Source organism: Koromonas humicola, from assembly GCF_059726255.1.
The window spans coordinates 18655-42273 of sequence record NZ_AP040873.1; the positions used below are offsets into that span (position 1 = coordinate 18655).

Consider the following 23619-nt stretch of genomic DNA (forward strand, 5'->3'; position numbering starts at 1 on the left):
GTAATGATCAGACGAATCACAGCACTACTCATCGCCGCACTTACTTTGCTCGGAGCCGCCATGGCACAGCCCACCCCATCCCCGTCCTATCCCGCTGCGCTCGAAAAGCTCAACGACGAGTTCATGGCCAGCTTCTTCCAGTTCCAGCCCAGCGCCGGTACCCGCGCCGGCTTCCACCAGTACGACACTGAGCTTGAGAGCTTCGATCCCCAGCGCGTCTCCAAACAAATCGCGCTCTACGAAACCTACATCCAGCGCCTCCAGTCCCTCGATACCAAGGGCTGGTCGCGTTGGGCGCTTGATGACCGCGAGATGCTCATCTCCTTCGTTCGCTCGCGCATCTTCGAACTCCAAACCCAGCAGGTGTATCGGCAAAATCCCGACTACTACTCCTCGGTTCTCAGCGACTCCACGTTTCTTCTGATTGGCCGCAACTTCGCCTTGCCCGCCGAGCGCCTCTCTTCGCTCATCGCCCGCGAACGCCAGATGCCCACGCTTCTCCATCAGGCGCGCACCAATCTCCAGAACCCGCCTCGCATCTTCACCGAAATCGCAATCGAGCAACTTCCCGGCATCATCGACTTCTTCCGCAAAGACGTCCCCTCCGCCTTTGCGAACGTGAAAGACCCCAAGCTCCAGTCCAATTTTGCGCAGTCCAACGCCGCCGTCATCGCCGCCCTCACCGAATACGAATCGTGGCTCAAGAGCGACCTTCTACTGCGCTCTCGCGGAGACTTCCGCCTCGGCGCCAAAAACCTCCAGCAGAAGCTCGCCTACGAAGAGATGGTCGACGTCCCTCTCGACCACCTGCTCGAAGTCGGCATGGCCAACCTTCGCCGCAATCAGTCCGAGTTTCAGCGCGTCGCCAAGCTCATCGATCCTGCCAAAACTCCCGCCCAGCTTCTTGCTGCAGTCGAAACCGAGCATCCTCCTGCTGACAAGCTTCTCGATGCCTTTCGTGGCAAGCTGACCGGCATCCGCGAATTCACTGACACGCATTTCATCATCACCACTCCCTCGCGCCAGCTTCCCATCCTCGAGGAAACGCCGCCCTTCATGCGCGCCACCACCTTCGCCTCCATGGATGCTCCCGGCCCCTTTGAAACCAAGGCCACCGAAGCCTATTTCAACGTCACCCTCCCCGAGCCAGGCTGGACTCCCGCGCAGGTCGAGGAATACATGGCGGCCTACAACTGGGGAGTCGTCACCAGCACCGCCATCCACGAGGTCATCCCCGGACACTACGAGCAGTACCTGTGGAACGAGCACGTGCCCTCGCGCATCCGCCAGTTCCTCTCTCTGGACCTCAGCAACACCGGCAGCCATTTCTCCGGAACCAACGTCGAGGGCTGGGCCCATTACACCGAGCAGATGATGATTGACGAAGGTTACGGGCGCGATTCCGCCGTGCCTGAGGACAAGGACATTCCTTACCTCAAGCTGCGCCTCGGCCAGCTACAGGACGCTCTTCTGCGCAATGCCCGCTACATCGTCGCCATCCGCATGCACACCGGAACCATGACCATGGACGAGGCCGTTGCGTTCTTCGAAAAAGAGGGCTACCAGACTCACTCCAACGCCACCCGCGAAACCAAGCGCGGCACCGGAGACCCCACCTACCTCATGTACACCCTCGGCAAGCTCCAGATACTAAAATTGCGTGCCGACTGGGAGCACCGCCACAAAACCGTACCTCCGCCCAGCGCTTTCCATGATCTCTTCATGCGTCAGGGAGTAGCCCCGGTCAAGGTTATCCGCCGCGCCCTGCTTGAGGATGACTCGCCCACCTTATAGCCGCACCAACCCGGCCCGTGCACATACGGGCCGGGCGGCATACAATACTGTGTTCCGCAATCGTGATCGAAATTAGTCCCCAAGGCCGCAGCACACCTCCCGGTTTTGGAATCTAACTTCTCCGAGTACACAACGATGGATATGAAAGTCCGCAAAGCCGTTTTCCCCGCCGCAGGCATGGGCACCCGTTTTCTTCCGGCCACTAAGGTGATGCCTAAAGAGATGTTGCCGGTAGTTGATAAGCCAATCATTCAGTACGGTGTCGAAGAGGCCATCGCCTCCGGATGCGATGAAATCATTCTTGTCACCGGCCGCGGCAAGGTCCTCATGGAGGACCATTTCGACGTCAGCTTCGAGCTCGAGTATTCGCTGGCACAGCGCAAGAAGTCCTCGCTGCTCGAAACTGCCAAGCAAGTCGCCCGCATGGCTCACGTCAGCACTGTGCGTCAGAAAGAGCCGCTCGGACTAGGCCACGCCGTTCTGATGGCGAAGCGCCTTGTCGGCGACGAACCCTTCGGCGTCATTCTGCCCGACGATCTCGTGGACTCGCCTGAGAACCCTTGCCTCAAGCAACTCATCGACGTCTTTGAAGAAAAGCACGCTTCGGTAATCGCCACGCAAGTCGTGGATGGCAAGGCCATCTCCGCCTATGGTGTTCTCGATGCCAAGCCCGTGGATGGATTCAATGGCCGCCTCTTCGAAATCGCCGACATGGTCGAGAAGCCCAGCTTCGACGATGCGCCCTCGAACCTCGCCATCATTGGACGTTACGTGCTCACCCCACGCATTTTCGAAATGATCGAAACCATCACTCCCGGCGCTGGTGGCGAGCTTCAACTCACCGATGCGATGAAGAAACTGCTGCGTCACGAGAAAATCTACGGCTTTGTCTTCGAAGGCAAGCGCCACGATGCTGGAGACAAGCTCGGATTCCTCAAGGCCACTGTCGAGTATGCTCTTCAGCACGAGGAACTCGGACCGGCGTTCAAGGAGTATTTGCAGTCGCTCGACATGGAAAAGGCGTCACAGGGGCCCTTGTCCATGGAACTCAAGACTAACGTCCGCGAGAAGGCACGAAAGACCGTATGATCCAGTTGCTCGTCCGTTGGATTATTAGTGCCGTACTGTTGCTGGTAGTTTCACGCCTTGTGCCGGGCTTCGAGGTCGATGGCCTCCGCTCGGCACTCATCGCCGCCGTTGTCATCGGACTCGTGAACGCCACCGTCGGTGTGATCCTCAAGATCGTTACGTTCCCGCTCTCCATCCTGAGCCTGGGCCTGTTCCTGCTGGTCATCAACGCGCTCATGCTGATGTTTGCTTCCTACTTCGTCCCGGGATTCATCGTCCACGGCTTCATCCCAGCATTTTGGGGAGCCCTTCTGTTGTCAGTTCTCAGCATGATCACCCGCTGGCTCACCCCATCCGGCAATTAACACAAGCATTCAGGTCGCCCCATCTTAAACTCCGCGCCTCTCGAGTTTAGGGTGGAGTAGTTGACCTTGCTCCTGCCGTTGCTTTGTTCTTGCTGTTGCTCTGCCCTTGCTCTTGGTTTGGATCTTGATCTGATCTTGATCTTTGTCTTCGCTCTTGCTCTTGGCCTTGGTCTTGGTGTTGGTTTTGGTCTTGGTTTTGATCTTGGTCTTGAAGTGTCATCCTGAGCGCAGCGAAGGACCCCTACAATCTCCTACCCCGCTCCAAGTCACCACCACCTCGCAAACCTCTTCTACGACTCCCTCAGCCTCTGTACCAATCCCTTCAAATCCCCACTTCCTTGAAACAACCGAATCCCCGCCGCGCCCCGCGCCCCGGCCTCTGCACACAGGCGAGCGCGCTCCACATCGACACCACCAAGCGCAAACACCGGAATGACCACGCGATTGTCCCCCGCCTCCACACGCAAATCCGGCGTGTCACCCTTCCGCGTAGCCCGTCGCAACTCCTCGAGCCCAATCCCTTGCTTCGTGACATTCACCTTCTCAAACACCGGCGCCAGCACCGCGAAATCTGCTCCATGCGACTCCGCCATCCTCACCTCTGCCGCCGAATGACACGAGCACGCCACAATCAACGAACGCCCCGCCTTCGCCGCCACCGCCCTCACTTCCGACGCCGCCAAATCACCGCCTGTCAGATGTACCCCATCCGCCCCGACGGCCAGCGCCACATCCGTCCGATAATTGATCAGCAACCTCGTCGAACCTTCACCGCGAACCACCCTGAGCGCCTCCGCCGCCAGCCTCTCCAGCTCGCGCCCCGACAAATCCTTCTCGCGAAGCTGAATGTAGTCCACCCTCGCCGCCGCAGCCCTGCCAATCACGCGCAACAACTCCGCTCGCTGCTCGCCGTCGCTTCCAGCCAACTGCTTCCGATCCGTAATGTAGTAAGTCAGCACAAGGGAACTCTAACGCAGGGAAATTGTTGGGTGTACAACTCGTGATACGTTTATGAACTGTTTGTGTACGCGAATCACTCCGGATACGGACATGGTGGAACTAGGTGAGGGTAAATCATCCGGACTTTGCCGGTCGTTGTCCCGAAGGAGAGCTTCTTCGGACCTCGGCTAGATTCCATCTGAAAACTGACCTCATATGAATTACCCACGAGCCTCAGAATATCGTTAATAGCCTTCCTGAGGGTCTTATCAGCCTCAACGGGCTTTTCGTCAAGTAGCTTTCGGATGTCCAACTCCGCCGCATATCCACCACTGTTTTCGGCCAAGGATCGGAGTTCTTGCGCTCCTCGCAATTCCTCCTCTGTTCGCGACGAAGCAGGCACCAACACGAAGGCGAAGAGTCGCACCCCTCTCTCAACAAGCTTTTGCGGCAGGAGGTTCTTGTTAACTCTGCTCCATGTATTTCCTCCATCACTGAGAACAATCAATGCATTCTGAGTATTCGCTGACTGCAGCATCAAATTGCCGCGATCAACAGCGTCCCACAGCGGAGTTCCCCGGAAAGTGGCGCGTGCGTTATGAAGATGACCATCCAGCTCGTTGAGGGCCTTCAAGAGTGTTTCACGGTCGTCAGTTAGCGCGACCATCCGTTGGTCTGCACTGGAAAATGCGAGCAAGCCGAGACGGCTGCCTGGTTTGGCAGCCGAAATGATCTCCCGAGCGATGTTTAATTCGATTTGCCACTCAGCTCCTGATCGCCCATTCCCTTTTGGACCTGCACGCTATCGCTCGTGTCCAGCACAAGGATCGCGTGCAATGGATCTTTCTCGCGACTCAGTGATATTACATTTGCTGAGTGTCCATTTACCCGAGCCTGGATGTCAGCAATCGGGACGGGAGTCAATCCCGAGTCGCTTTGTATATACGGTGTTATGTGGACGGTTGCTTTGCAGCCTACGCTTTGGGCCGTTGCAGGAACATGTCCCACAAACATGATTACTACGATCAGTGTGCGTATAAAGAACATCGTGGCTAAGTTTGGCAAAGGTAGCGGACACATCTCTTTTGAGAGTCTCATCTGATTCTCGCAGACAGCACTCGATGTGCTCGCAATCCTACCCATTGCTCTGTCTTGTTGCAAGAATCAGAGCTATTTCGGAACCGGAAAAGCAGCAGACGGATTCTTCACTGCTGTAATCACCTATATTGAGAAAAGGCCACCTCCTAGGAGGCAGCCTTTCTTCACCACTCATAACAAAACTTACTTCGCCGGAACCGTCCAGCCCACCTTGGTTCCTGCCTTTGCGTTCTGCTCATCCAACCACTTCTTCAGCGGAGCGAAGTATTCCATCATCGCTCCGGCATCCATGCGATCTTCGCCCGTGAGTGTCTTCAGAGCTTCAGGCCACGGCTTGCTCATGCCCAACTCCAGCATCGCGTTCAGCTTCGCACCTGCCGCCTTGTTGCCATAGAACGAGCAGCGATACAGCGGCCCGGTCTGCCCAGCCTCGTGGCACATCGCGCGATAGAACTGGAACTGCAATATCCGTGCCAGAAAATATCGCGTGTACGGCACGTTTGCCGGCACATGATACTTCGCACCCGGATCGAAATCCGCTTCAGTCCTCGCCACCGGAGGCACCACTCCCTGATACTTCGCCCGCAGATTCCACCAAGCCGTGTTGTAGTCCGCTGGCTTAATCTCGCCATCGAAAACCTTCCAACGCCACTGGTCAATCAGCAATCCAAACGGCAGAAACGCCACTTTGTCCAGCGCCTGTCGCAGCAGCAGTGCCGTATCATCGCTCTGCGGAACCTTGTCGAGCAATCCAACCTGCTTCAGATATTCCGGCGTAATCGACAGCGCGATCGTGTCGCCAATCGCTTCGTGGAAACCGTCGTTCGCGCCGCCCACAAACATGAACGGCTGATTCTTGTATGCCCGCTGATAGAAGTTGTGTCCCAACTCGTGATGCACCGTGACGAAATCTTCATCGCGAATCAGAATGCACATCTTCAACCGCAGATCGTCCTTGTTGTCGATGTCCCACGCGCTCGCATGGCACACAACGTCGCGGTCTCTCGGCTTGATGAACTGCGAACGCTCCCAGAAGGTTTCCGGCAGCGGCGCAAAGCCCAGCGACTTGAAGAAGCCTTCGCCGTAGCGCACCATTCCGAGCTCATCGAGCTTTTTTTCCTTCAGCAGCTCGGTCAAGTCAAAGCCCGCGCCCTTGCTGTTCGTCGGAGCGACCACCGGATAAATGTTTCCCCACTCCTGTGCCCACGGATTCCCCAGCAGATCGGCCCTGATCATGCCATTTGCGTCTGCCGCCTGCGGGCCGTACTTCTTCACCAACTGGTTGCGAACGTAGGTGTGCAGCGATTCGTACAGCGGCTTCACCTGGTTCCACAGCCGCTCCGTCTCTGCCGAAAACTGCTCCGGCGTCATGTCGTAGTTGCTACGCCACTGCGCGCCCATATCCTTGAATCCCAATTCGCGCGCGCCCTTGTTCTGCAGATCTACATAACGCGCATAGCGCGTGCGCATCGGAGCGCCAATCGCGTGCCAACCCACCCACACGTCTTTCATTTCCTCGGGATCGCGCGATGTCGCCAGTATCTTTTCGATCTCGCCAATGGCCAGGCACTTTCCAGCGTTCTTGCCCGCCTTCGGACAGTATTTTCCCTTGCCGTAATCGCCTTCCAGTCCGCTTGCGAGCTGCGTGTACTCCTCGCGCTCTTTGGCGTCGGAAAGCGAGAACAACTGCAGCTTCAGCAGCATGAACTTTCTTGCCAGCACCGGAGGCAAATCCAGGCCGTCAAATCGTTTCACGTCTGTTGCCAGCCGAGTCATTTCGGCGATCAATCGCTCGTTGTAGTCGGCTGCGATTGATTCCGTATCGTCCGTAATGAACGTGGCCTGAACCCACTGCGCGCGAGCGAGCCTCACATTCAGCTCGTTCAGCTTTGCTTCGGTTTCAGCCATGAACTTTTCGGCATCGGCCACCGTGGGCTTTGCCGCCTGTTGCATCGTCGCCTCCCGCGGAGTCGTTCCCGCCTGCGGCGCGTTTTGCGCTGCGATGAATGTGCTCGCGCCTGCAGCTAGCGTGGCAATGGCAATTAGATTTTTGATGGCACCAAGCATGGTTCCTCCCTGCAGCGATTTCGAGATACTTGATCCGAGGTTTTAAGCCACTGGCCGTTGCGACAACAGGGAGCATCGGCAGGGCACAATTTAGAAAGGACACAGTTCTCGGGAACCGCTCTAAAGGTGCCCATTGTAAATGTTCTCCGCCCTGAATTCATTCGGGACTGGATGCCCGGCGAGTTTCCTCGTACACTTACGGGACAAGTGGCGGCGGCTATGAACGAAAAGGCATTCAATCCGGCATTAATTCAACTCCTCATCATCATGGCCATTCTGATCTTCTCGCACTTCTTGCGCGTTAAGACCAGAGGCACTCCTACCAAGCCAACTACTCAGCCTAAAGCTACTCCACTCGACCTCATGCGCCAGGCCATGCTCGAAGCCAAGGCCCGTCAGGCAGAAACCCGGCAGGTTCGTGGCGAACAGAACGCGGAACCCCGCCCAGCGCCAATCGTGCATGAGTTCCCGATGCAGGCGCCTCCATCGCTTTCATACAGCGAGCAATTCGAAATGCCTCCAGCCATTCAGCCGGAATCTTCATTTTTCCCGACTCTACTGCTGGTAGCTTTGTTCGTATGCCTCGTGGCCATTGCTTACATGCACTGGGCTGGATAGGTCACCGCCTCTGCTCGCCGCATCCAAAACCCTGTGAGCCTGGGATCCCAAGTTGTTTACCTTCTGCTAATAGCTCTGCCCGTTGCGTGTGTCTCTTGGACCGTAACGCATGAGGAAGTCTTTCGTGAGTTTCGGGAATATGCGACCCGCCGCAGTCACGAGGATCGCACCATCCTCGGTCGAAAATTCTTCTACCTGTTCACCTGCGAATACTGCTTTAGTCACTACGTAACGATCTTCTTCCTCGTCGTCACTCGCTTCCATCTTGTCTTCGCCGACTGGCGCGGATACCTGATTGCTTTCTTCTCGCTGCCCTATGTCGCGAACCTCTACATGGGACTCTTCGCGCAAACTAAGCTCGAAGCAAAGAAAGACCGCGTCTCAGCCAAAGTGATCCAGGAAGAGCTGGAGATAAAGCAGATCGAAAAAGAGTGCAAGAAACTCGACCACGTCCAACGCGAAGCCGACCTTCGCGAAACCGACCAGCCCCGCATCACCCCCGCCGCTTAATCAGAGGACACAGTCGAGGGTGCCCCATCCTAAACTCATGCTGGTCGAGTTTAGGGTGGGGTAGTTGCAGTTGTATTTGTATTTGGGTTTGTTCTTGGGTTTCAGCTGTCATTCTGAGCGGCAGCGAAGGACCCCTACTCCGCTCAATTATTTTCGGGTATCCACCCCTGGCGTCTACATGTGTGAATGTATCGCACGAGCACTTTCAGACACTGCTTCCATCTTCGCCATTGCCCTGTCCTGCCACCCTCGCATCACCAGCATTGCCATCGAACTCCCAATCAGACACATCAGCATATCGTTCTGTGTGTCCCAGGGATCGCCCTGCCCACCGAGGAACGCATCCGCCGCCGTGCCGGTCACTACGGCGGTCCCATACTCAAAAAGCTCATAGCACGCGCTGATGCACATACACACGGCAATGGCCAGAAACGCCGCCCACCCCCGCTTCACGATCCCTCGCCTGATGAACACCTCGCGCGCAATCATCGCTGGCACGAATCCTTGCGCAAAGTGCCCCAACCTGTCGTAGTGATTGCGCCCTAGATGAAATGCCTGGCTCACCCATTCGCCCGCCGGCACGCGAGCATACGTATAGTGTCCGCCCACCATCAGGATGATCGAGTGAATCAGAATCAGTGTGTAAACCAGGCGAGTAAACCGAAAACGAAAACGAGTGGCCGCGAGCACGGCCACCCCAATCAGTGCGGGTAGAACCTCGAGGAACCACGTGAACGGATCATAGGCATGAACTGCCGACGCAATCAGCGTCCCTGAAAACACGGCAAGAAGTACCAGTTCGTACCGCCAACTGCTTCCGATCTCGTCCATAGTGTCCTTACCGCATCAACATACCGCCGTTCACATCCAGCACGTGACCGGTAATATAACCTGCTTCTTCGCTTGCGAGGAACAGAACTGCGTTCGCCACATCCATATCCGTTCCCTGGCGTCCCAGCGGAATCTGCGCGGTGATACCGGCCTTCTGCTCATCTGTCAGCGCGTCGGTCATCGCCGTTGCAATGTATCCCGGAGCCACCCCATTCACGGTGATGTTTCGCGATGCAACTTCACGCGCGACCGACATTGTCAGCCCGATCAACCCTGCCTTCGACGAAGCATAGTTCGCCTGTCCCGGCCCGCCCATCTCGCCCACGACCGAGGTGATGTTGACGATGCGTCCCCAGTGCTGTTTCAGCATTCCGCCGATCACCGCTTGCGTCAGCAGAAACGGCGCACTCAGATTCGTCGCCAGCACGTCGTCCCAGTCTGCGCGCTTCATGCGCATCAGCAATCCGTCACGCGTAATCCCGGCATTGTTCACGAGAATGTCGATCTTCCCAAGCTCTCCGGTGATCTCTTTCACCGTGGCCTTAATCGCGTCGCCAGAAGACACATCGAGTTTGAACGCTGCGGCTTTTCCGCCCGCATTCTCAATCTCTGCTTGTACTTCCTTCAGTTTCTCTTCATTGCGTGCCGCCAGTGCGACGGTCGCTCCGGCTTTGGCGAGTGTCACGGCGCAGGCGCGTCCGATTCCCTGCGACGCTCCGGTCACGAGCGCCACGTGTCCCTGCAAGGACTCCATAGATCACCTCAGAATAAGAACTTAGCGGATTATAGCTGACCAGCCTACCCGAGTTGGCCGGAGATCTGCACTTCCTCGGCTTCTTCGCCGCCGGAAACGCCTCGTGCTTTGCTGTCGGGCATGAACAGCGCTCGCAGGAAGGGAACAGGAAGCACGGTGGTCACTGCGGTCATGACGATCACCAGCGCATAGGCGCGCTGCGAAATCATATTCATCTGCAATCCGATGAGAGCCACGATCAGCGCTACTTCTCCGCGAGGTGTCATGCCCACTCCCACCTGCAGCATGCTTCGCCAGCCTTCGCGAAACATCGGTAGTCCGCAGCCAACAATCTTCGAAATTACTGCCAGAGCGGACAGCGCAAGTGCCAGCATTACCACCGAGCGCGAGAACACCGAAAGGTCCAGCCGCGATCCCATTGTGAAGAAGAAGAAAGGAGAGAGGAACTGATTGATTGCTTGTGAGCGTGGTTCCAGGTTCCAGCGCGGCGAATAATCTGCGAACGCTAGTCCGGCGAAGAATGCGCCGATGATTGCAGCCATTCCGATCCGCGTTGCTGCCACCGAGAGCCCAAGACACAATGCCAACGCCAGCACCAGCGGAGCATCCTGCGTCTGCATCTGCTGAATACCTGGCCGCAGTCGATCTACTACGCGTGGCGCGACGTAGATCATGAACCACGCGAACCCGACGGCTTCTACCGTCACCAGCCCAAGATGCAAATACTGAATTCCACCCGTGCTCACTGTGCTGACCAGCACGCCCAGCAAAAGCATTCCCAGGATGTCGTCGAACACAGCCGCACCCAGGATCACCTGTGCTCCGTGCGACTTATGCACGTTCATGTCACGCAGCACGCGGGCTGTGATGCCGACGCTGGTGGCCACCATTGCTGCTGCTACGAATACTGCTTCGTGCGTAGGTTCGTGATTGAACTTGAGGAAGAAGAATCCCATCGCGAACGGCAGTATGATTCCCGCTACCGCCACTCTCATGCTGAGTCGTCCAACGCGGATCAGATCGGTAGGAGAAGTCTCCAATCCCACGGTGAACAGCAGGAACACAGCGCCGATCTCGGCGATCGAATTGATTGTGTCTCCTGGAATTATGAAGCGAGTGGCATAAGGTCCTAGAACTACACCCGCCAGAATCTCCCCCAGCACTGCTGGAAGGTGGATTCGCTCGAACAGCTCACCAAAGACCTTTGCCCACACAAAGATCGTGAACATCTGCAATAGCAGCGAATCTGTTCCGTGGGGCATCTTGCGGTCATCCTAGGTGGCGAACAGCACTAAATGGAACTACGATTATTTTGCGCTAAGGCAGGCTAATCCAGCGAGCAAATTCCAAGGCTGCCGCACGATTCCTGGTGCAGCACTCGTTGGACATAGAAATCGCAAGCTGCGGAATTGCGACGACTTCTACTCTCGAATTCCTTAACACTCTGCTCTGGATTCATGCGATGTTAGCGAAGTCCGATAAATCACCCTGCCTCGCAAATGACCATGAAGATAAAACTGTTACACACACTGCAATCCAGTTTAGGCATCGTTGTCAGCGCGGCCTGCGCCATTGTGCTCGCCTTAGTTTTTTCGCGAACTCCTTGGAGAATGATCGCTCCTTTCGTGTTCACTGCCGTACTAATACTTATCGCAAGCCGCTTTGGAGCCATGGTGAGCGTGGTGGGATCTTTGTTGGCTGCCATTATCTTTTCGCAGCTTCTTTTCTCCCCATTGCACTCAGTCCATGTCGATAACGAAGCGGAGCGCGGCACCCTAGCCTGGATGATCCTGCTCTCAATCTCGGCTTCATATCTTTTATTTCCGTCGAGAACCGACGGACACCACTTGTAGTTGTTGTTTGTTGTGAGTGTGGCGAACTCGCGGGGGATGCTCGGCAGGTTGTTCTTTATCGCGAAATTCGAATGCTCTCCGGAGCCCAAATCAGCGTCTTCAGCGAGCGTGAAAAATGGCAGAGCTCCGGCGCCATTCCCAGATTCAAGCCCACTGGCGCAGCCACTGAGTTAGCACGAACTTCAACACTGGCCTGCTGCATCATCCACGGTTGGTGATGCACTTCGATTCGATAGATCTTTCGCCGGTTCCACGAATACACGCAGTACCGCTCCGTTAGAAACTCATCCAGACTTCCTCTCGCTGCACGTCTCGCATCGCCTTCCGGCCAATACCGCACTTCAAATTCTGCACGTCCATCGTTCAGCTGTGGTCCATGCAATCTCTTCGATTGGAACTGGATCTCTTTTCTTTGAGCTTTCCTTGCCTGGATCGTTGCTCCGCTCACCTTTATCGATGAATGCCAATATTGCATTCGGAAGAACATCCGCGCGAACCAGACAGCCGACAGATTCGCCGCATCCACGCTGAAGTAGTACAGTCCCGGCTTGTTCTGGAAAGTGACGTACGTGCGCAGGATGAGTTGCGGAAAGAATGACAATCCCGGCAACGGAGGGATTCCGCTCGGCCTAACGTGACTCGAACAGAATGCCGCGAGTGAAACCCACGCCACCCTGTCATAGAGATCAAGGGTGAGATCGTACGGCACCAATTCGCGAAGCATAGGCGGATGAACAGGGAAGTGCGCCAGCAGCAGATCGTTCCAGTTTTGCGACAGTAGCCACGGCGCATCCGGAGGCATCCACGGACGGTGCTCAACTTCGTACAGTAAGCTTCCAGCCGTTATGAATCTCGTCTCTACTTCCGGTTCCACCATCTCTGCCCCAAGTCCAAGAGCCTACCCCCATCCGGGTAGCTCGGCACGTGAATTCATCATAGCTGCCTTTGCGTTGGAAGACTCCGCCCCAAACACAATTTCTGCTGAGCTCTCAGGTGCCCCGTCCTAAACTCGTTCTTGAGCTTAGGGCGGGGTAGTTGACTTTCCGTTCTTCTTGGTTTGGCAGGCTGCCGGGTGCCCCAGGTTCGTGCCGCGCTTTTTGCGGCGCTAACCTGGGAGAGCAAGCACCTCGCATCTCCTCCATCTTCCTTCTGAATCTCTGCTGACAATCCGCCCCGTTTTCCTGCACAATCGAACCCATGACCGAACCGGCTTCCGCAACTCCTTCTGCTCCCCAGCCCTCTTCTGCCGAAACGCAGGTTTATTGCATTCACGGCGCGGCCCCGGAGGTCCAGGCCTACGCCATGGCCAAATATTCGCGCTCGTCGCTTTCCATCAAGCAGTCGCTGACAGAGCTCAATGACGAGAAGGCGGAGAAGTTCCTCGGTACCTTCTATTTCCAGTACGGCCACCGCTCTATCGCCGACCTCGCGCACATCGCGATGGCAATCGAGCGACTCTCAATCCTCGCTGCGACATTCGTGGTTGATGAAACTCGCTGGGACGGTCAGGAGCGCTCCACTCGCTATCAGGACTTCAAGAAGAGCGGACACTACACGCCTCGCTTCACCGACCCAGCCGACACGCGGCTCTATGAAGAGACCATCGAGTTCCTCTTCGCCGAGTATCGCAAGTTCAGCGAGCTAAATTTCGAGTACCTCAAATCTAAAACTCCCAAGCCCGCCGACATGCCGCAGGAAGCCTACGAGCGCACACTTCGTGCCCGCGCCTTCGACATCTCGCGCTACCTGCTCCCGCTCGCAACCAACACTTCGCTCGGACAGATCGTGAACGCCCGCACGTTGGAGACTCAAGTCTCGCGCCTTCTCGGCAGCCCATACGACGAAGTCCGCAACCTCGGCGAGCTCATGAAGCAAGCCGCCCGAGGGTCCGCATGGGACGTCAACACCGAAAGGCGCCGCGCTCTCATCGATCAGGTCGCCGCCAAAGATCCCGCTCTCGCCGAGCAACTTCGCACCGAACTTCTGCGTGAAACCAAGGTCTGCCCCACGCTCGTAAAATACGCCGAGCCCTGCGCCTACGAAATCTCTACCCGCAAGGAATTTGCACAAGCCGCTGCCGAACTTATGCGCGGGGCTTCCATCGCCCCTGCTTCCGAAGTCGATCTGCTCGATGATGATCCGCTTGAGATCGAGCTGGCGACCACGCTTCTGTACGAGCACTCGGATTACTCCTACCGACAGCTTCGTGAAGCCGTGTCTGCCCTCAGTGCCGCTCAGCGCGATGAAATCGTTGATCTCGGCCTGCGCCATCGCGGAGCCCACGACGAACTGCTCCGCGCGTACTGCTCCGGACAGAAATTCCGCTTCGACATTCTCATGGACATCGGAGCCTACCGCGACCTGCACCGCCACCGCCGCTGCGTGCAAATCCATCAGCCATACGGCTTTGCGCACGGATTCGAGACCCCGCGTGAAATCCAGGAGGCTGGTCACTCTCAGCTCTACGCCGATGCTATGCAGCATGTCGCACACGGTGGAGCACAGCTCGCCGCCTCGCTCACCTCACGTAGCGAATCCGCCGAGCCCACGCACTACCTCATTCCGCTCGCCTATCGCAAGCGCACTCTGTTCAAGATGGATCTGGCCGAGGTCGTTTACATTAGCGAACTGCGCACCGGTCCGGGGGGCCACTGGAGTTATCGCAAGGTCGCCTACGAGATGTACGAGAAGGTCGCCGAGCGCTATCCCTTGCTTGCGCGCCACTTCCGCGTCACAGACATCCACAAGCCCATCGATCTGCTGCAACGATAGGCATTCGCGCGCGCCCGGAAATTGCCAAAAGCAATATTTCCGGGCATATTTTGCTCAACCTTTCACCTTTTATTCACCTTCGTGCTTGCCCGTGCTATGCTCACCCTCAGTCGCCATTTATGATGGGAACGCAGTGCGTAAGCCGCTGTAATACGCAGTCTGGCGGCTCCGGGTGGGTGGTAGCTTCCGCACCTGACAAAACTTTCAGCCACGCGCCCTCGTAGGCGGCAGGCAAGGAGTGTTTCATGGCCGAAGATCGGTCCCGCGCAATTGATCTTGCGCTCTCTCAGATTGAAAAGCAGTTTGGCAAGGGCTCTATCATGCGCCTGGGAAACAAGGGGCCCATCACTCCGATGTCGGTGATCTCCACCGGGGCGATCTCGTTTGACTCTGCCCTCGGTGTCGGCGGAGTTCCCCGTGGCCGCGTGGTTGAGATCTATGGCCCTGAATCTTCGGGCAAAACCACCATTACGCTCCAGATCATCGCCGAAGCCCAAAAGGCTGGCGGCATGGCTGCCTTTGTCGATGCCGAACACGCCCTCGACCCGGCCTACGCCAAGCGCCTTGGAGTTGATGTCGATAACCTCCTCGTCTCCCAGCCCGACTACGGCGAGCAGGCTCTTGAAATCACGGAAGCTCTCGTCCGCTCCGGCGCAATCGACGTCTTGGTCGTCGACTCCGTAGCCGCCCTCGTCCCCAAGGCCGAACTCGATGGCGAAATGGGTGACAGCCACGTCGGTCTGCAGGCGCGCCTCATGTCACAGGCCCTGCGCAAACTCACTGGCACGGTCAGCAAGTCACGCACTTGCCTCATCTTCATCAACCAGATCCGCGAGAAGATCGGTGTCATGTTCGGCAATCCCGAGACCACCACTGGCGGACGCGCGCTCAAGTTCTACTCCTCGGTACGTATCGATATCCGCCGCATTGCCGCCATCAAGGATGGCGATCAGGTCGTCGGTTCGCGCACCAAGGTCAAGATCGTCAAGAACAAGACCGCTGCTCCCTTCCGCGAAGCCGAGTTCGACATCATGTACGGCGAAGGCATCAGCAAGGAAGGCGACATGCTCGATATCGCTGTGGATCGCAACATCGTCGAAAAATCCGGCGCCTGGTACAGCTACGAAGGTGAACGCATCGGCCAGGGTCGTGAGAACGCCAAGAACTTCCTGAAGGAGAACAAGGACATCGCGGCCAGGATCGAGCAAGCCGTGCGTAAAGCCCTTGGCCTCGACCGTGCGACCGCCGAAGCTCCTGCCGACCCGGCTCCCGCAGCTCCTAAAGAAGTAGCCGCTGCCAAGGCTGCAATGCCGAAGAAGTAGCAATCAGATCTTCTCAGCAGACAGGGGCGGATCACGCCGTCCCTGTTTTTGCAGCATGCTTTTCCCTGCCTAGCGAACCCAGCTACTAACAAAGCCTGAAGAACATCTCCCACTCTGCCGATAAAAGGACACCTCTATAGTCCAGCTTTCCAATTCAGGTCTGAATCGCGAGTTTATGTTCATAGGCTGTCCATTGTTTCTTAGAATTCAAAAGCGGTTGACCCTGAAAGCGGAAGCAGCGCTTGCGGCCGCAGTCATGATCCTGATGACTGTGTGCAGCATCGTGGGATTGCTTTCGGCTTGGCATCATGCTGAACTTCGAACGGCTTGGGTGCTTCACACGAGAGAAGTAATCTCCACCGCGCAGGAAACTGGGCGGCAAGCTGCCGAATTGCAGAGTGGCGCCCGTGGATATGTGCTGACTCAAGATCCTGCGTTTCTCAAGCAGTTCTACGTCGGCGCCGAGAGGTTCAACTCGGCCATTGGTTCTCTTTCAGCGCTCGTGTCAGACAATCCGCAACAGGAACAACGGCTGAATGACATTCAACAATCGTTTGAACGGTATCGCGAGTACATAGCGAGTTTTGCCATGTCGAATCCGCCTAATGGGAAACGGCATCAGGCCCATACAAGCGCGGTTCTCGCGAGTAGTCATGATATGGAGAAGCTGCACGAGACCTTAGATCAGTTCATTTCGGTTGAAACGCAACTTCTCAGGCAGCGAGAGCAGGTCAGCCGTGTCAGTTCTGAGCGCCTTGGAATTCTGTTTTTATCTGTGATCTTCGGGATTGTTGTGGTGGCCGGTTTAGGCGCTCTGTTTTTTGCTTTCCGAGTGAGTGATAACATTTCGGAATTGAGCAGTTCAGCGGAGGCAATCGCCAACGGTGATCTGTCCCGCCGCGTCAGTGTGAGCGATCACAGGGAACTCGGAGCATGGGCCAGTTCGTTCAACAGAATGGCCGAGCAACTCGAGTCTCGAATACAACAGGAAGCAATCATTAGCAAATTCAGGGAACTGCTGCATGCAGCGCAGAACACCTCCGATACTCAGACCTTGATCTCGCAGTTCGGCCCCCGTTGCGTGCCTCACTCCTCCGGCAATCTTTACCTACTCAATCCCTCAAAGAACCTTCTGACCTATGCCGCAGGGTGGGGCGAACACTCGTCCCCAGATGGGCCATTCGCTCCGTCAGAATGTTGGTCCCTTCGTCTTGGCCATATGCACGAGATCACTGAGTTGGAAGCCGGTGTGGTTTGCGACCACATCACTCGCCCACCTGATCACACTGCATGCATTCCGTTGTTGGCACAGGGTGAAACCGTTGGATTGCTTCACCTGAAGTTTGCCAGTGCTGGCACGGTTCCTAAGCTCGCCTACGAAGTTGCCGAAGTGCTCGGCCTTACCGTTGCGAATCTCCGATTGAAAGAAGCACTGCGCCATCAGGCCACCTGTGACCCTTTGACTAATCTGTTCAACCGCCGCTATCTCGACGACACTTTCGCGCGAGAGTTGGCCCGGGCGCAGCGAACCAATTCTTGCGTCGCTGTCGTCGCAATGGACATCGATCACTTCAAGCAGTTCAACGACACCTACGGACACAGTGCCGGGGATGCTGTTCTCAGCGACGTGGCCAGTGCATTGAGGTCCACTTTCAGATCGACCGACATCATTTGTCGTTACGGTGGAGAAGAATTTCTAGCCGTGCTGCCCGACTGCGGCATGGACGGTGCCATCAAGATTGCTGACCGCGTTCGGTTGGCGGTTTCCAATCTCAAGGTGATTCTCGAAGGGAAGCTCTTGAGAGAAGTAACGCTCTCAATGGGAGTTTCCGTCTTTCCCGCTGACGGTGCCACTCCCGAACCGCTGATTCAAGCAGCGGATCGTGCTCTGTACAAGTCGAAGCAGGATGGCAGAAATCGGGTTACCTGCAGCGACACGCTTACCGAATCTTCTGTCGAGGATGCAAGCTGATCTCGATCACAGACGATCTGGTATGAATGACCACGCCACGCCCGCACGTGTTCAGGACCTCAGCAAAGATTCCTGTACTTTAGGCCGCCACTTGTCGTCTCACCCGAGGCATATCTGGCCTCGGCCCGTTGTTGTCCAGGAAGCGATCGAGTTGGGTCAGTTTCAGTGCTTGCTCCACCAACTTGCTGGCGTTAACGATCCGCACGTGCCGACCCTTTTCCATGGCATACGCAAAGACGGACGCGATGCTTCCCAATCCGCCTCCATCTACCGTTCGTACGCCTGCGAGGTCGACGGTTACGTTGTCAAACCCGTTCAGGAGCAACATCGTGCTGCTGCGAAACGCATCTGCCTCTTTGCCACCCACCAGCTTGCCGCGACATAGGATTGCCACCTGCTCGCGTCCCGTTCGAGCTTCCAAGATCAAGTCCATAAGCGTTCCTTCGCCAATCTCCGTACTTCTATACGGCTCTGATCCTAGAAAATCCTAGTTACAAAGGTGTCAATTGGACGTAAAGATTTTCGTAACAGAACGCTTCCGCAAACCGCAATAGCCTCTTCGTAATTCCGAATCTGGCCTGGCGTCGAGTAAGTCTCAGATAAGCAGGTATTTAGAGCTTCCTCACGCGTTCTATCACCGTCGGCTGTGTCGTCAGGTTCACGTGGTGTTTTCGATAGCTCTGCCACAGAATTCTGGCGGCCGCCATTATGGGCACAGCGAAATAGATTCCCGCCACACCTGCCACCTCGCCTCCCGCCAGAACGCCGAAGATCGCCGCCAATGGATGCACTTCCACCCTGCCGCCCAGCACGCGAGGCGAAATCAGGTAGTCCTGCAATCCCCGCCAGACCAGCAGAAAGGCGAGTACGATCAGCAGGTGGCCATAGTTCAGTCCAAAGCTCACCGCCAGAATCAAGGCTCCGGCCACCAGCGGTCCTACGAAGGGAATGAACTCCAGAAGACCGCCGAATGCGCCTAGTGCCCACGAATACGGCACACGCATAATCGTCAGCACGGTCATGTACACGACGCAGGAAATCGCCGCCAAATAGAGCTGTGCGCGCACGAAATGCGAAAGCATTTCGTCCAAATTGCCAAGAACATCCCGCAGCATCTCCCGGCTTCTCTGGTTTTCCAAAAGCCCCTCGATACTTCGACCGAACTCGCTTTTATCTTTCAAAAAGAAAATCGCCAGAATCGGGATCAGCACAATCCATAAAGCGTTGCTTGCAACCTCGGTCAGTTTCTTGCTCTGCTCGCTAAGGTGTGTGAGCACGTCCTGCCGATGTCCCACAAGAAACTGCTGCGCGCGCGCCTGTGTGTCCTCGCTCCAACCCCGCGCCTTGCCTACTTGGAAGGCAATACTGCCGTTTGCAACTTTTGTGTAAAGGTCCGGAGCGTTCGCCATCAGGTGGCGACCTTCTTCGGCTATCCTCGGTCCAACGACGAGTCCGAGAACCAGCAACCCGGCAAAAATAGCGACATACGTCACGCCGATCGCGACACCCCGATTGCATCGCGTCCAGCGCTGCACGACCGCGATCAGCGGCTCAAGCAAATAGGCAAACAGCATGGCGAAAAGAAATGCCAGAACGGGCTTTCTCGCCAGCCACACCAAGCTGAGCAGCGCGACGGTGGCCAGCACCGTGAACAGAATTCGCAGAGTGTTCTTATCAAAAAGGCTCATAAATTGGTCGGTCCCGGAAGTCGCCCAATTGTAGAGCCAAGCATCGAACTCTGCATCCTTGCTTCGACCTCAAGTGACCTGTCTCAGGTCTGATGCCCCCCAACCTGCTCAGAGTCTCGGCAGCACTCTCTTTTACCTGCGGTCATTTAGCGCTGCGCCGATCGTCCCGGTCGGAAAACTCGATAAACAATCCGCGGATGGCATGCTTGTTCGGCCTTGTACGCTGGCATCACTCACACCTTCCGTCGAATCGTATCGAGTTCCTTTGCGGGGCGCGGTGTTCCATCACCGGGTCTCGTTTGGAGAGAACTGGCTAAGCTTGGGGGGAGTTTTCTTGATCGGGGAAGTATTCCTCATTAGTTGCCAGATCTTCTTGGTCTGAACGGGGTCCCGCCGCTTCATTTTCGGCTTTTCGTTGCTGCTTGCGTTCGGCCTTCGCCCGCTGCTTTTCCTGACGTGCTCTTTCCTTCTGCAGTTTTGTGAATGTTGCGCGTGGTCGTGGTGACAATAAAGCCTCCATTGTATTGCGTCTCATGTGTGGCCACAGGTGGCCAATGGTGCCAAGTTAGCCCTACTTCGTTGCTGGCTGACTCGTTGTTGCTGATGTTGCGGTTAACTGCATGCCTTCGATGTTCGCCTTTCGGCGCGCGACCTTTTGCTGACGCAAGCGATTGAACCTGGACTTATCGCCGGATAGTCCGGACATTGAGACTCCTTACCCGTACCTATGAAGAGATGCCAAATCGCATGAGGAGTCTCGCTGCTCTGGCTCTGATCGGGAAGAGATTGCGTGAGGAAACTGGGCGGAGGGGCAGGTGAACTCAACGACTCGATCTTGTATCTAAACTATTAGTCTAGCACCGTGGTCTCGCCGGAGAATACCGAGGGTACTCCCATGACAGCCAATCAAGGCAAGTTGACTTGTAAGAGGCGTTCCAATAACCTCGAAACAGGTGCGGTCCTGCCTTTAAGCTTTCGGGTTACCCAAAATCTGTCGGATCACCTGAAACTCATCCTCGCTAAAAACTCGCTGAAAACTTCAATGACTCAGGCCAGTGAAGCCTGCCCGTGATTAGCACTGCACCCCAACAGACGGTTCTGGTATCCACAACTGTCTGAGAGAGATTTATGCCAAAAAAGACCAGTACTGCCGCGCAGAAAACGGCGAAGCAAAACCGCCCGCTTACCCGATTCGACTTACGTGATGTTCATCAGGAAATTGATCTCTGCGACCGCAAAATTGCACATCTCGAGAAGTTCGAAACCTTCGATTCCGATCAGGCAAAGCAGCGTGCGCTTGACACGCTAACGACCAAGAGAAACAAGTTGGTGACAGCCGCCTCGGGAATGATCGCCGACGGAATAACCTTCGAGGCTTCGGACCTGCCCAGGTCCATGCGGACTACCCCCGAACCATCCGAGGAGAAGCCGAAAGCCGAACAGCAGCCCGCCATCCGTACACAACCGCAAAGCAGTTTTGGCGCGAGCATTACCAATGCGGAAGCAGAGCAGCGTGCGGCATCACGCGAGTAATTAACCTTTCAGCCAAAATGAAAAGAGCACGGAGCCTGCGCCCCGTGCCCTTTTCATTTACAGAACTCGTTTCTACAGAACCTGTACGTTTTCTGCCTGCCAGCCCTTGGGACCCTTAGTCACATTGAACTGAACAGCCTGACCTTCTTGAAGGCTCCGGAAACCATTCGACTGAATAGCCGAAAAGTGCACGAAAACGTCTTCGCCATTCTGGCGGCTGATGAAACCAAATCCCTTTGCGTCGTTAAACCACTTCACTGTACCTTGTTCCACTGTGTTTTACCTTTTCTGAATTTCTGGTGCGAAGATCGGTGCTACTAGGAGTGGGTAACGCGTACGTTGTTCGGCGGGACCGGCTCAAAATCGCTATTCGAAACTTGCCAGATACTCTTTGAGTGTTACTTCAAATCAAAATGAGTGTATCACACTTCCGTCACTTGCCTCGCAAGCCCCGATTTCTCGTAGTTTCGCTCAGGACAAAAAACCGGCCCCAAGTTGCTTCGCGTATCTTTCGCAGCATAAAATCAAGGCATAATTTTTGGCGCTGCGCCGAGGAACATTGAAGCGAGTTATTGCCATCTACCCCGGATCGTTCGACCCACCGACGAACGGCCATCTCGACCTGATCCAGCGTGGAGCAAAGATCTTCGACGAGCTCGTGGTCGCGATTTTGCGGAACTCCGAAAAGACTCCTCTCTTCACTGTTGACGAGAGACTTGAGATGTTGCGCGAGTGCACGGGTAGTCTGCCAAACGTCCGCACCGAATCTTTCGAAGGTCTACTCGTAGATTACGCACGTGAGCGCAATGCTCAGGCGGTTCTCCGCGGCATCCGCGCCGTCAGCGATTACGAGTACGAACTCCAGATGGCCTGGATGAATCGCAAGCTCGACGCCAGCCTGGAGACAGTGTTTATGATGCCCGCCGAAGCTTATTCCTACCTGAGCTCTCGGCTGGTACGCGAAATTGCCTCGCTGGGCGGCACGCTCGCAGGCCTTGTTCCTCCCTCGGTGGAGGCACGCTTGCGCGAGCGCATGAAGCGGCCAGTGCAGGCTTCCAAGTAAATTTCCTCTGCTCCGGAGAACACGCCCGAAGCATCAATCCAAATCCGTAACGCGAAAGGAATCCTAGTGTCTACTACCGCAGCTACCGCATTTACGGCACGCATTGGCCGCATCGAAATCTCGGCCACCATGGCCATCAACAACGACGCGACCACCCTACGCGCGCAGGGTGTGGATCTGGTCGACTTCGGTGCCGGTGAGCCTCACTTCGCCACCCCTGAGCACATCAAGCAGGCCGCCATCGAGGCGATCCAGAACAATTTCACCAAGTACACCGCTGTAGCAGGCATCAAGGACCTTCGCGCCGCTATTGCGTCGCGCCATCAGCAGGACTTCGGCTCCGCCTACTCCTGGGACGAAACCATTGTCACCACGGGCGGCAAGAACGCCCTGTTCAACACCTTCCAGGTCCTCGTCGATCATAGTGACGAAGTCATCATCCCCGTGCCCTACTGGGTTTCGTTCAAGGACATGGTCGAGTATTGCGGAGGAAAGTGCGTTTTTGTCCAGACTGTTGCCTCTGAGGATTTCCGCCTCACCGCTGCTATGGTCGAGAAAGCCATCACGCCGCGCACGCGCATCATCCTGCTCAACTCGCCCAACAATCCTTCCGGTGCCGTTGTCTCGCCCGAAGACCTCGCCGCCATCGTTAAACTCGCAGCCTCGCGCGGCATCTACGTCATGAGCGACGAGTGCTATGTGTACCTCGACTACACTGGCCACCCGTTCTCGCTGGGCTCGCTGAAAGAGTACAAGGACTCCCTCCTGCTCATGGGCTCCTTGTCGAAGACTTATTCCATGACCGGATGGCGTCTCGGCTACGCCTTGGCTCCAAAGCCTGTCATCAACCAGCTTCAGAAACTGCAGAGCCAGTCCACCTCCAATCCGACCTCCATTGTGCAGAAGGCTGGAGTCGCCGCCTTGACCGCTTCGCAGCAGTGCGTGGCCGACATGCGTGCCGAATACATCCAGCTTCGCGAGCGCATGGTTTCCGGACTCCGCGCCATCCCCGGCGTCAAATGCAACATGCCCGAAGGCGCGTTCTACGCTTTCCCCGATGTTTCGGAGATCGCCAATCGCGCTGGCATCACCACCACTGAACTCGCCTCGCGTCTGCTGCGTGAAGGCCATGTGGTCTGCGTCCCAGGCGAGGCTTTCGGGTTGCCCGGACACATTCGTTTCTCCTATGCCACTTCATCCAAGGAGATTGATCGCGGCCTAGAGCGCGTCAAGAGCTTCTTCTCCGCACTCTAGCTAGGGGAAAGGTGGCCCAGAGTTGGCGTTTTTCCAACTCTGGGTTTTTCTAATTCCAAGGTATTTAGAAAGACTCAAATTCGCGTTATTCCGTATTGCAATTGAAAGGGGGAATGAG

General features: G+C 56.2%; 25 protein-coding genes and 1 pseudogene. 12 read left to right on the top strand and 14 right to left on the bottom strand.

Annotated elements, in window-relative coordinates:
* The first annotated feature begins 3 nt into the window (after nucleotides 1-3).
* The 3 genes from AC6IZD_RS00070 (at nucleotide 4) to AC6IZD_RS00080 (ending at nucleotide 3227) form a co-directional block, all read left to right on the top strand.
* Nucleotides 4-1794, top strand: coding sequence for a DUF885 domain-containing protein (locus AC6IZD_RS00070; protein ID WP_497785597.1), 1791 nt, complete (start codon nucleotides 4-6; stop codon nucleotides 1792-1794).
* Between the two features lie 135 nt (nucleotides 1795-1929).
* The gene (gene galU, locus AC6IZD_RS00075) at nucleotides 1930-2883 is read left to right on the top strand and encodes a UTP--glucose-1-phosphate uridylyltransferase GalU (RefSeq protein WP_497785598.1); all 954 of its coding nucleotides are present in this window, start codon (nucleotides 1930-1932) and stop codon (nucleotides 2881-2883) included.
* On the top strand, nucleotides 2880-3227 hold the full coding sequence (locus AC6IZD_RS00080; RefSeq protein WP_497785600.1) for a phage holin family protein: 348 nt from the start codon (nucleotides 2880-2882) through the stop codon (nucleotides 3225-3227). Before galU ends, AC6IZD_RS00080 begins: the two co-directional genes overlap by 4 nt.
* Nucleotides 3228-3517: 290 nt before the next feature.
* Here AC6IZD_RS00080 and AC6IZD_RS00085 read toward each other — a convergent pair whose 3' ends face one another.
* The 5 genes and pseudogenes from AC6IZD_RS00085 to AC6IZD_RS00105 all read right to left on the bottom strand — a co-directional run bounded on the left by AC6IZD_RS00085 (nucleotide 3518) and on the right by AC6IZD_RS00105 (nucleotide 7331).
* Nucleotides 3518-4186 carry a thiamine phosphate synthase gene (locus AC6IZD_RS00085; protein ID WP_497785602.1) on the bottom strand — a complete coding sequence of 223 codons (669 nt, stop codon included), beginning with the start codon at nucleotides 4184-4186 and terminating at the stop codon, nucleotides 3518-3520.
* A gap of 74 nt (nucleotides 4187-4260) precedes the next feature.
* Nucleotides 4261-4674 (bottom strand): hypothetical protein, encoded by a 414-nt coding sequence (locus AC6IZD_RS00090; protein ID WP_497785604.1) that lies wholly within the window; start codon nucleotides 4672-4674, stop codon nucleotides 4261-4263.
* Nucleotides 4675-4713: 39 nt separating this feature from the next.
* Nucleotides 4714-4923, bottom strand: a pseudogene (locus tag AC6IZD_RS00095) (hypothetical protein); the annotation flags it as partial.
* A complete protein-coding gene (locus AC6IZD_RS00100; RefSeq protein ID WP_497785605.1) occupies nucleotides 4914-5264 on the bottom strand; it encodes a hypothetical protein in 351 nt (116 codons plus the stop codon). The pseudogene AC6IZD_RS00095 and the gene AC6IZD_RS00100, both read right to left, overlap by 10 nt.
* A gap of 183 nt (nucleotides 5265-5447) precedes the next feature.
* Complete coding sequence (locus AC6IZD_RS00105) at nucleotides 5448-7331, bottom strand: M2 family metallopeptidase (RefSeq protein WP_497785607.1); 1884 nt, start codon at nucleotides 7329-7331, stop codon at nucleotides 5448-5450.
* Nucleotides 7332-7550: 219 nt separating this feature from the next.
* Between AC6IZD_RS00105 and AC6IZD_RS00110 the strand changes: the two genes are divergently transcribed.
* Entirely contained in the window at nucleotides 7551-7949 is a 399-nt protein-coding gene (locus tag AC6IZD_RS00110; RefSeq protein ID WP_497785609.1) for a hypothetical protein, read from the top strand.
* A 33-nt stretch (nucleotides 7950-7982) separates the two neighbouring features.
* Nucleotides 7983-8459: a hypothetical protein gene (locus AC6IZD_RS00115; RefSeq protein ID WP_497785610.1), complete on the top strand. Its 477-nt coding sequence runs from the start codon at nucleotides 7983-7985 to the stop codon at nucleotides 8457-8459.
* Nucleotides 8460-8633: 174 nt separating this feature from the next.
* On the opposite strand, the gene AC6IZD_RS00120 is transcribed toward AC6IZD_RS00115, so the two are convergent.
* The 3 genes from AC6IZD_RS00120 to AC6IZD_RS00130 are packed head-to-tail and all read right to left on the bottom strand — an operon-like array spanning nucleotide 8634 to nucleotide 11306.
* Entirely contained in the window at nucleotides 8634-9290 is a 657-nt protein-coding gene (locus AC6IZD_RS00120; RefSeq protein ID WP_497785612.1) for a DUF2238 domain-containing protein, read from the bottom strand.
* Nucleotides 9291-9297: 7 nt separating this feature from the next.
* On the bottom strand, nucleotides 9298-10044 hold the full coding sequence (gene fabG, locus AC6IZD_RS00125; protein WP_497785613.1) for a 3-oxoacyl-[acyl-carrier-protein] reductase: 747 nt from the start codon (nucleotides 10042-10044) through the stop codon (nucleotides 9298-9300).
* Between the two features lie 44 nt (nucleotides 10045-10088).
* Nucleotides 10089-11306, bottom strand: coding sequence for a cation:proton antiporter (locus tag AC6IZD_RS00130; RefSeq protein WP_497785615.1), 1218 nt, complete (start codon nucleotides 11304-11306; stop codon nucleotides 10089-10091).
* Nucleotides 11307-11549: 243 nt separating this feature from the next.
* Between AC6IZD_RS00130 and AC6IZD_RS00135 the strand changes: the two genes are divergently transcribed.
* A complete protein-coding gene (locus tag AC6IZD_RS00135) occupies nucleotides 11550-11897 on the top strand; it encodes a DUF4118 domain-containing protein (protein WP_497785617.1) in 348 nt (115 codons plus the stop codon).
* 55 nt (nucleotides 11898-11952) lie between these two features.
* On the opposite strand, the gene AC6IZD_RS00140 is transcribed toward AC6IZD_RS00135, so the two are convergent.
* A complete protein-coding gene (locus AC6IZD_RS00140; RefSeq protein ID WP_497785618.1) occupies nucleotides 11953-12774 on the bottom strand; it encodes a YqjF family protein in 822 nt (273 codons plus the stop codon).
* Nucleotides 12775-13094: 320 nt separating this feature from the next.
* Here AC6IZD_RS00140 and AC6IZD_RS00145 point away from each other — a divergent pair, with 320 nt between their 5' ends.
* The 3 genes from AC6IZD_RS00145 (at nucleotide 13095) to AC6IZD_RS00155 (ending at nucleotide 17963) form a co-directional block, all read left to right on the top strand.
* On the top strand, nucleotides 13095-14669 hold the full coding sequence (locus AC6IZD_RS00145; RefSeq protein ID WP_497785620.1) for an FAD-dependent thymidylate synthase: 1575 nt from the start codon (nucleotides 13095-13097) through the stop codon (nucleotides 14667-14669).
* Nucleotides 14670-14914: 245 nt separating this feature from the next.
* Nucleotides 14915-15991: a recombinase RecA gene (recA, locus tag AC6IZD_RS00150; protein ID WP_497785621.1), complete on the top strand. Its 1077-nt coding sequence runs from the start codon at nucleotides 14915-14917 to the stop codon at nucleotides 15989-15991.
* A 193-nt stretch (nucleotides 15992-16184) separates the two neighbouring features.
* A complete protein-coding gene (locus tag AC6IZD_RS00155; RefSeq protein ID WP_497785623.1) occupies nucleotides 16185-17963 on the top strand; it encodes a sensor domain-containing diguanylate cyclase in 1779 nt (592 codons plus the stop codon).
* 79 nt (nucleotides 17964-18042) lie between these two features.
* Here the strand turns inward: AC6IZD_RS00155 and AC6IZD_RS00160 are convergent, their stop codons facing one another.
* From AC6IZD_RS00160 to AC6IZD_RS00175, 4 genes are all read right to left on the bottom strand, one after another.
* Complete coding sequence (locus AC6IZD_RS00160) at nucleotides 18043-18396, bottom strand: STAS domain-containing protein (protein WP_497785624.1); 354 nt, start codon at nucleotides 18394-18396, stop codon at nucleotides 18043-18045.
* A gap of 178 nt (nucleotides 18397-18574) precedes the next feature.
* Nucleotides 18575-19651: an AI-2E family transporter gene (locus AC6IZD_RS00165; RefSeq protein WP_497785625.1), complete on the bottom strand. Its 1077-nt coding sequence runs from the start codon at nucleotides 19649-19651 to the stop codon at nucleotides 18575-18577.
* A 313-nt stretch (nucleotides 19652-19964) separates the two neighbouring features.
* On the bottom strand, nucleotides 19965-20186 hold the full coding sequence (locus tag AC6IZD_RS00170; protein ID WP_497785627.1) for a hypothetical protein: 222 nt from the start codon (nucleotides 20184-20186) through the stop codon (nucleotides 19965-19967).
* Between the two features lie 36 nt (nucleotides 20187-20222).
* A complete protein-coding gene (locus tag AC6IZD_RS00175) occupies nucleotides 20223-20357 on the bottom strand; it encodes a hypothetical protein (protein WP_497785629.1) in 135 nt (44 codons plus the stop codon).
* 422 nt (nucleotides 20358-20779) lie between these two features.
* On the opposite strand from AC6IZD_RS00175, the gene AC6IZD_RS00180 reads away from it, so the two are divergent.
* Nucleotides 20780-21184, top strand: coding sequence for a hypothetical protein (locus AC6IZD_RS00180; RefSeq protein ID WP_497785631.1), 405 nt, complete (start codon nucleotides 20780-20782; stop codon nucleotides 21182-21184).
* 72 nt (nucleotides 21185-21256) lie between these two features.
* On the opposite strand, the gene AC6IZD_RS00185 is transcribed toward AC6IZD_RS00180, so the two are convergent.
* A complete protein-coding gene (locus tag AC6IZD_RS00185; protein WP_497785633.1) occupies nucleotides 21257-21457 on the bottom strand; it encodes a cold-shock protein in 201 nt (66 codons plus the stop codon).
* A 286-nt stretch (nucleotides 21458-21743) separates the two neighbouring features.
* Between AC6IZD_RS00185 and coaD the strand changes: the two genes are divergently transcribed.
* Together coaD and AC6IZD_RS00195 are read left to right on the top strand one after the other, a co-directional pair.
* A complete protein-coding gene (coaD, locus tag AC6IZD_RS00190) occupies nucleotides 21744-22247 on the top strand; it encodes a pantetheine-phosphate adenylyltransferase (protein ID WP_497785635.1) in 504 nt (167 codons plus the stop codon).
* A gap of 66 nt (nucleotides 22248-22313) precedes the next feature.
* Nucleotides 22314-23501 carry a pyridoxal phosphate-dependent aminotransferase gene (locus AC6IZD_RS00195; RefSeq protein ID WP_497785637.1) on the top strand — a complete coding sequence of 396 codons (1188 nt, stop codon included), beginning with the start codon at nucleotides 22314-22316 and terminating at the stop codon, nucleotides 23499-23501.
* Nucleotides 23502-23619 lie beyond the last annotated feature (118 nt).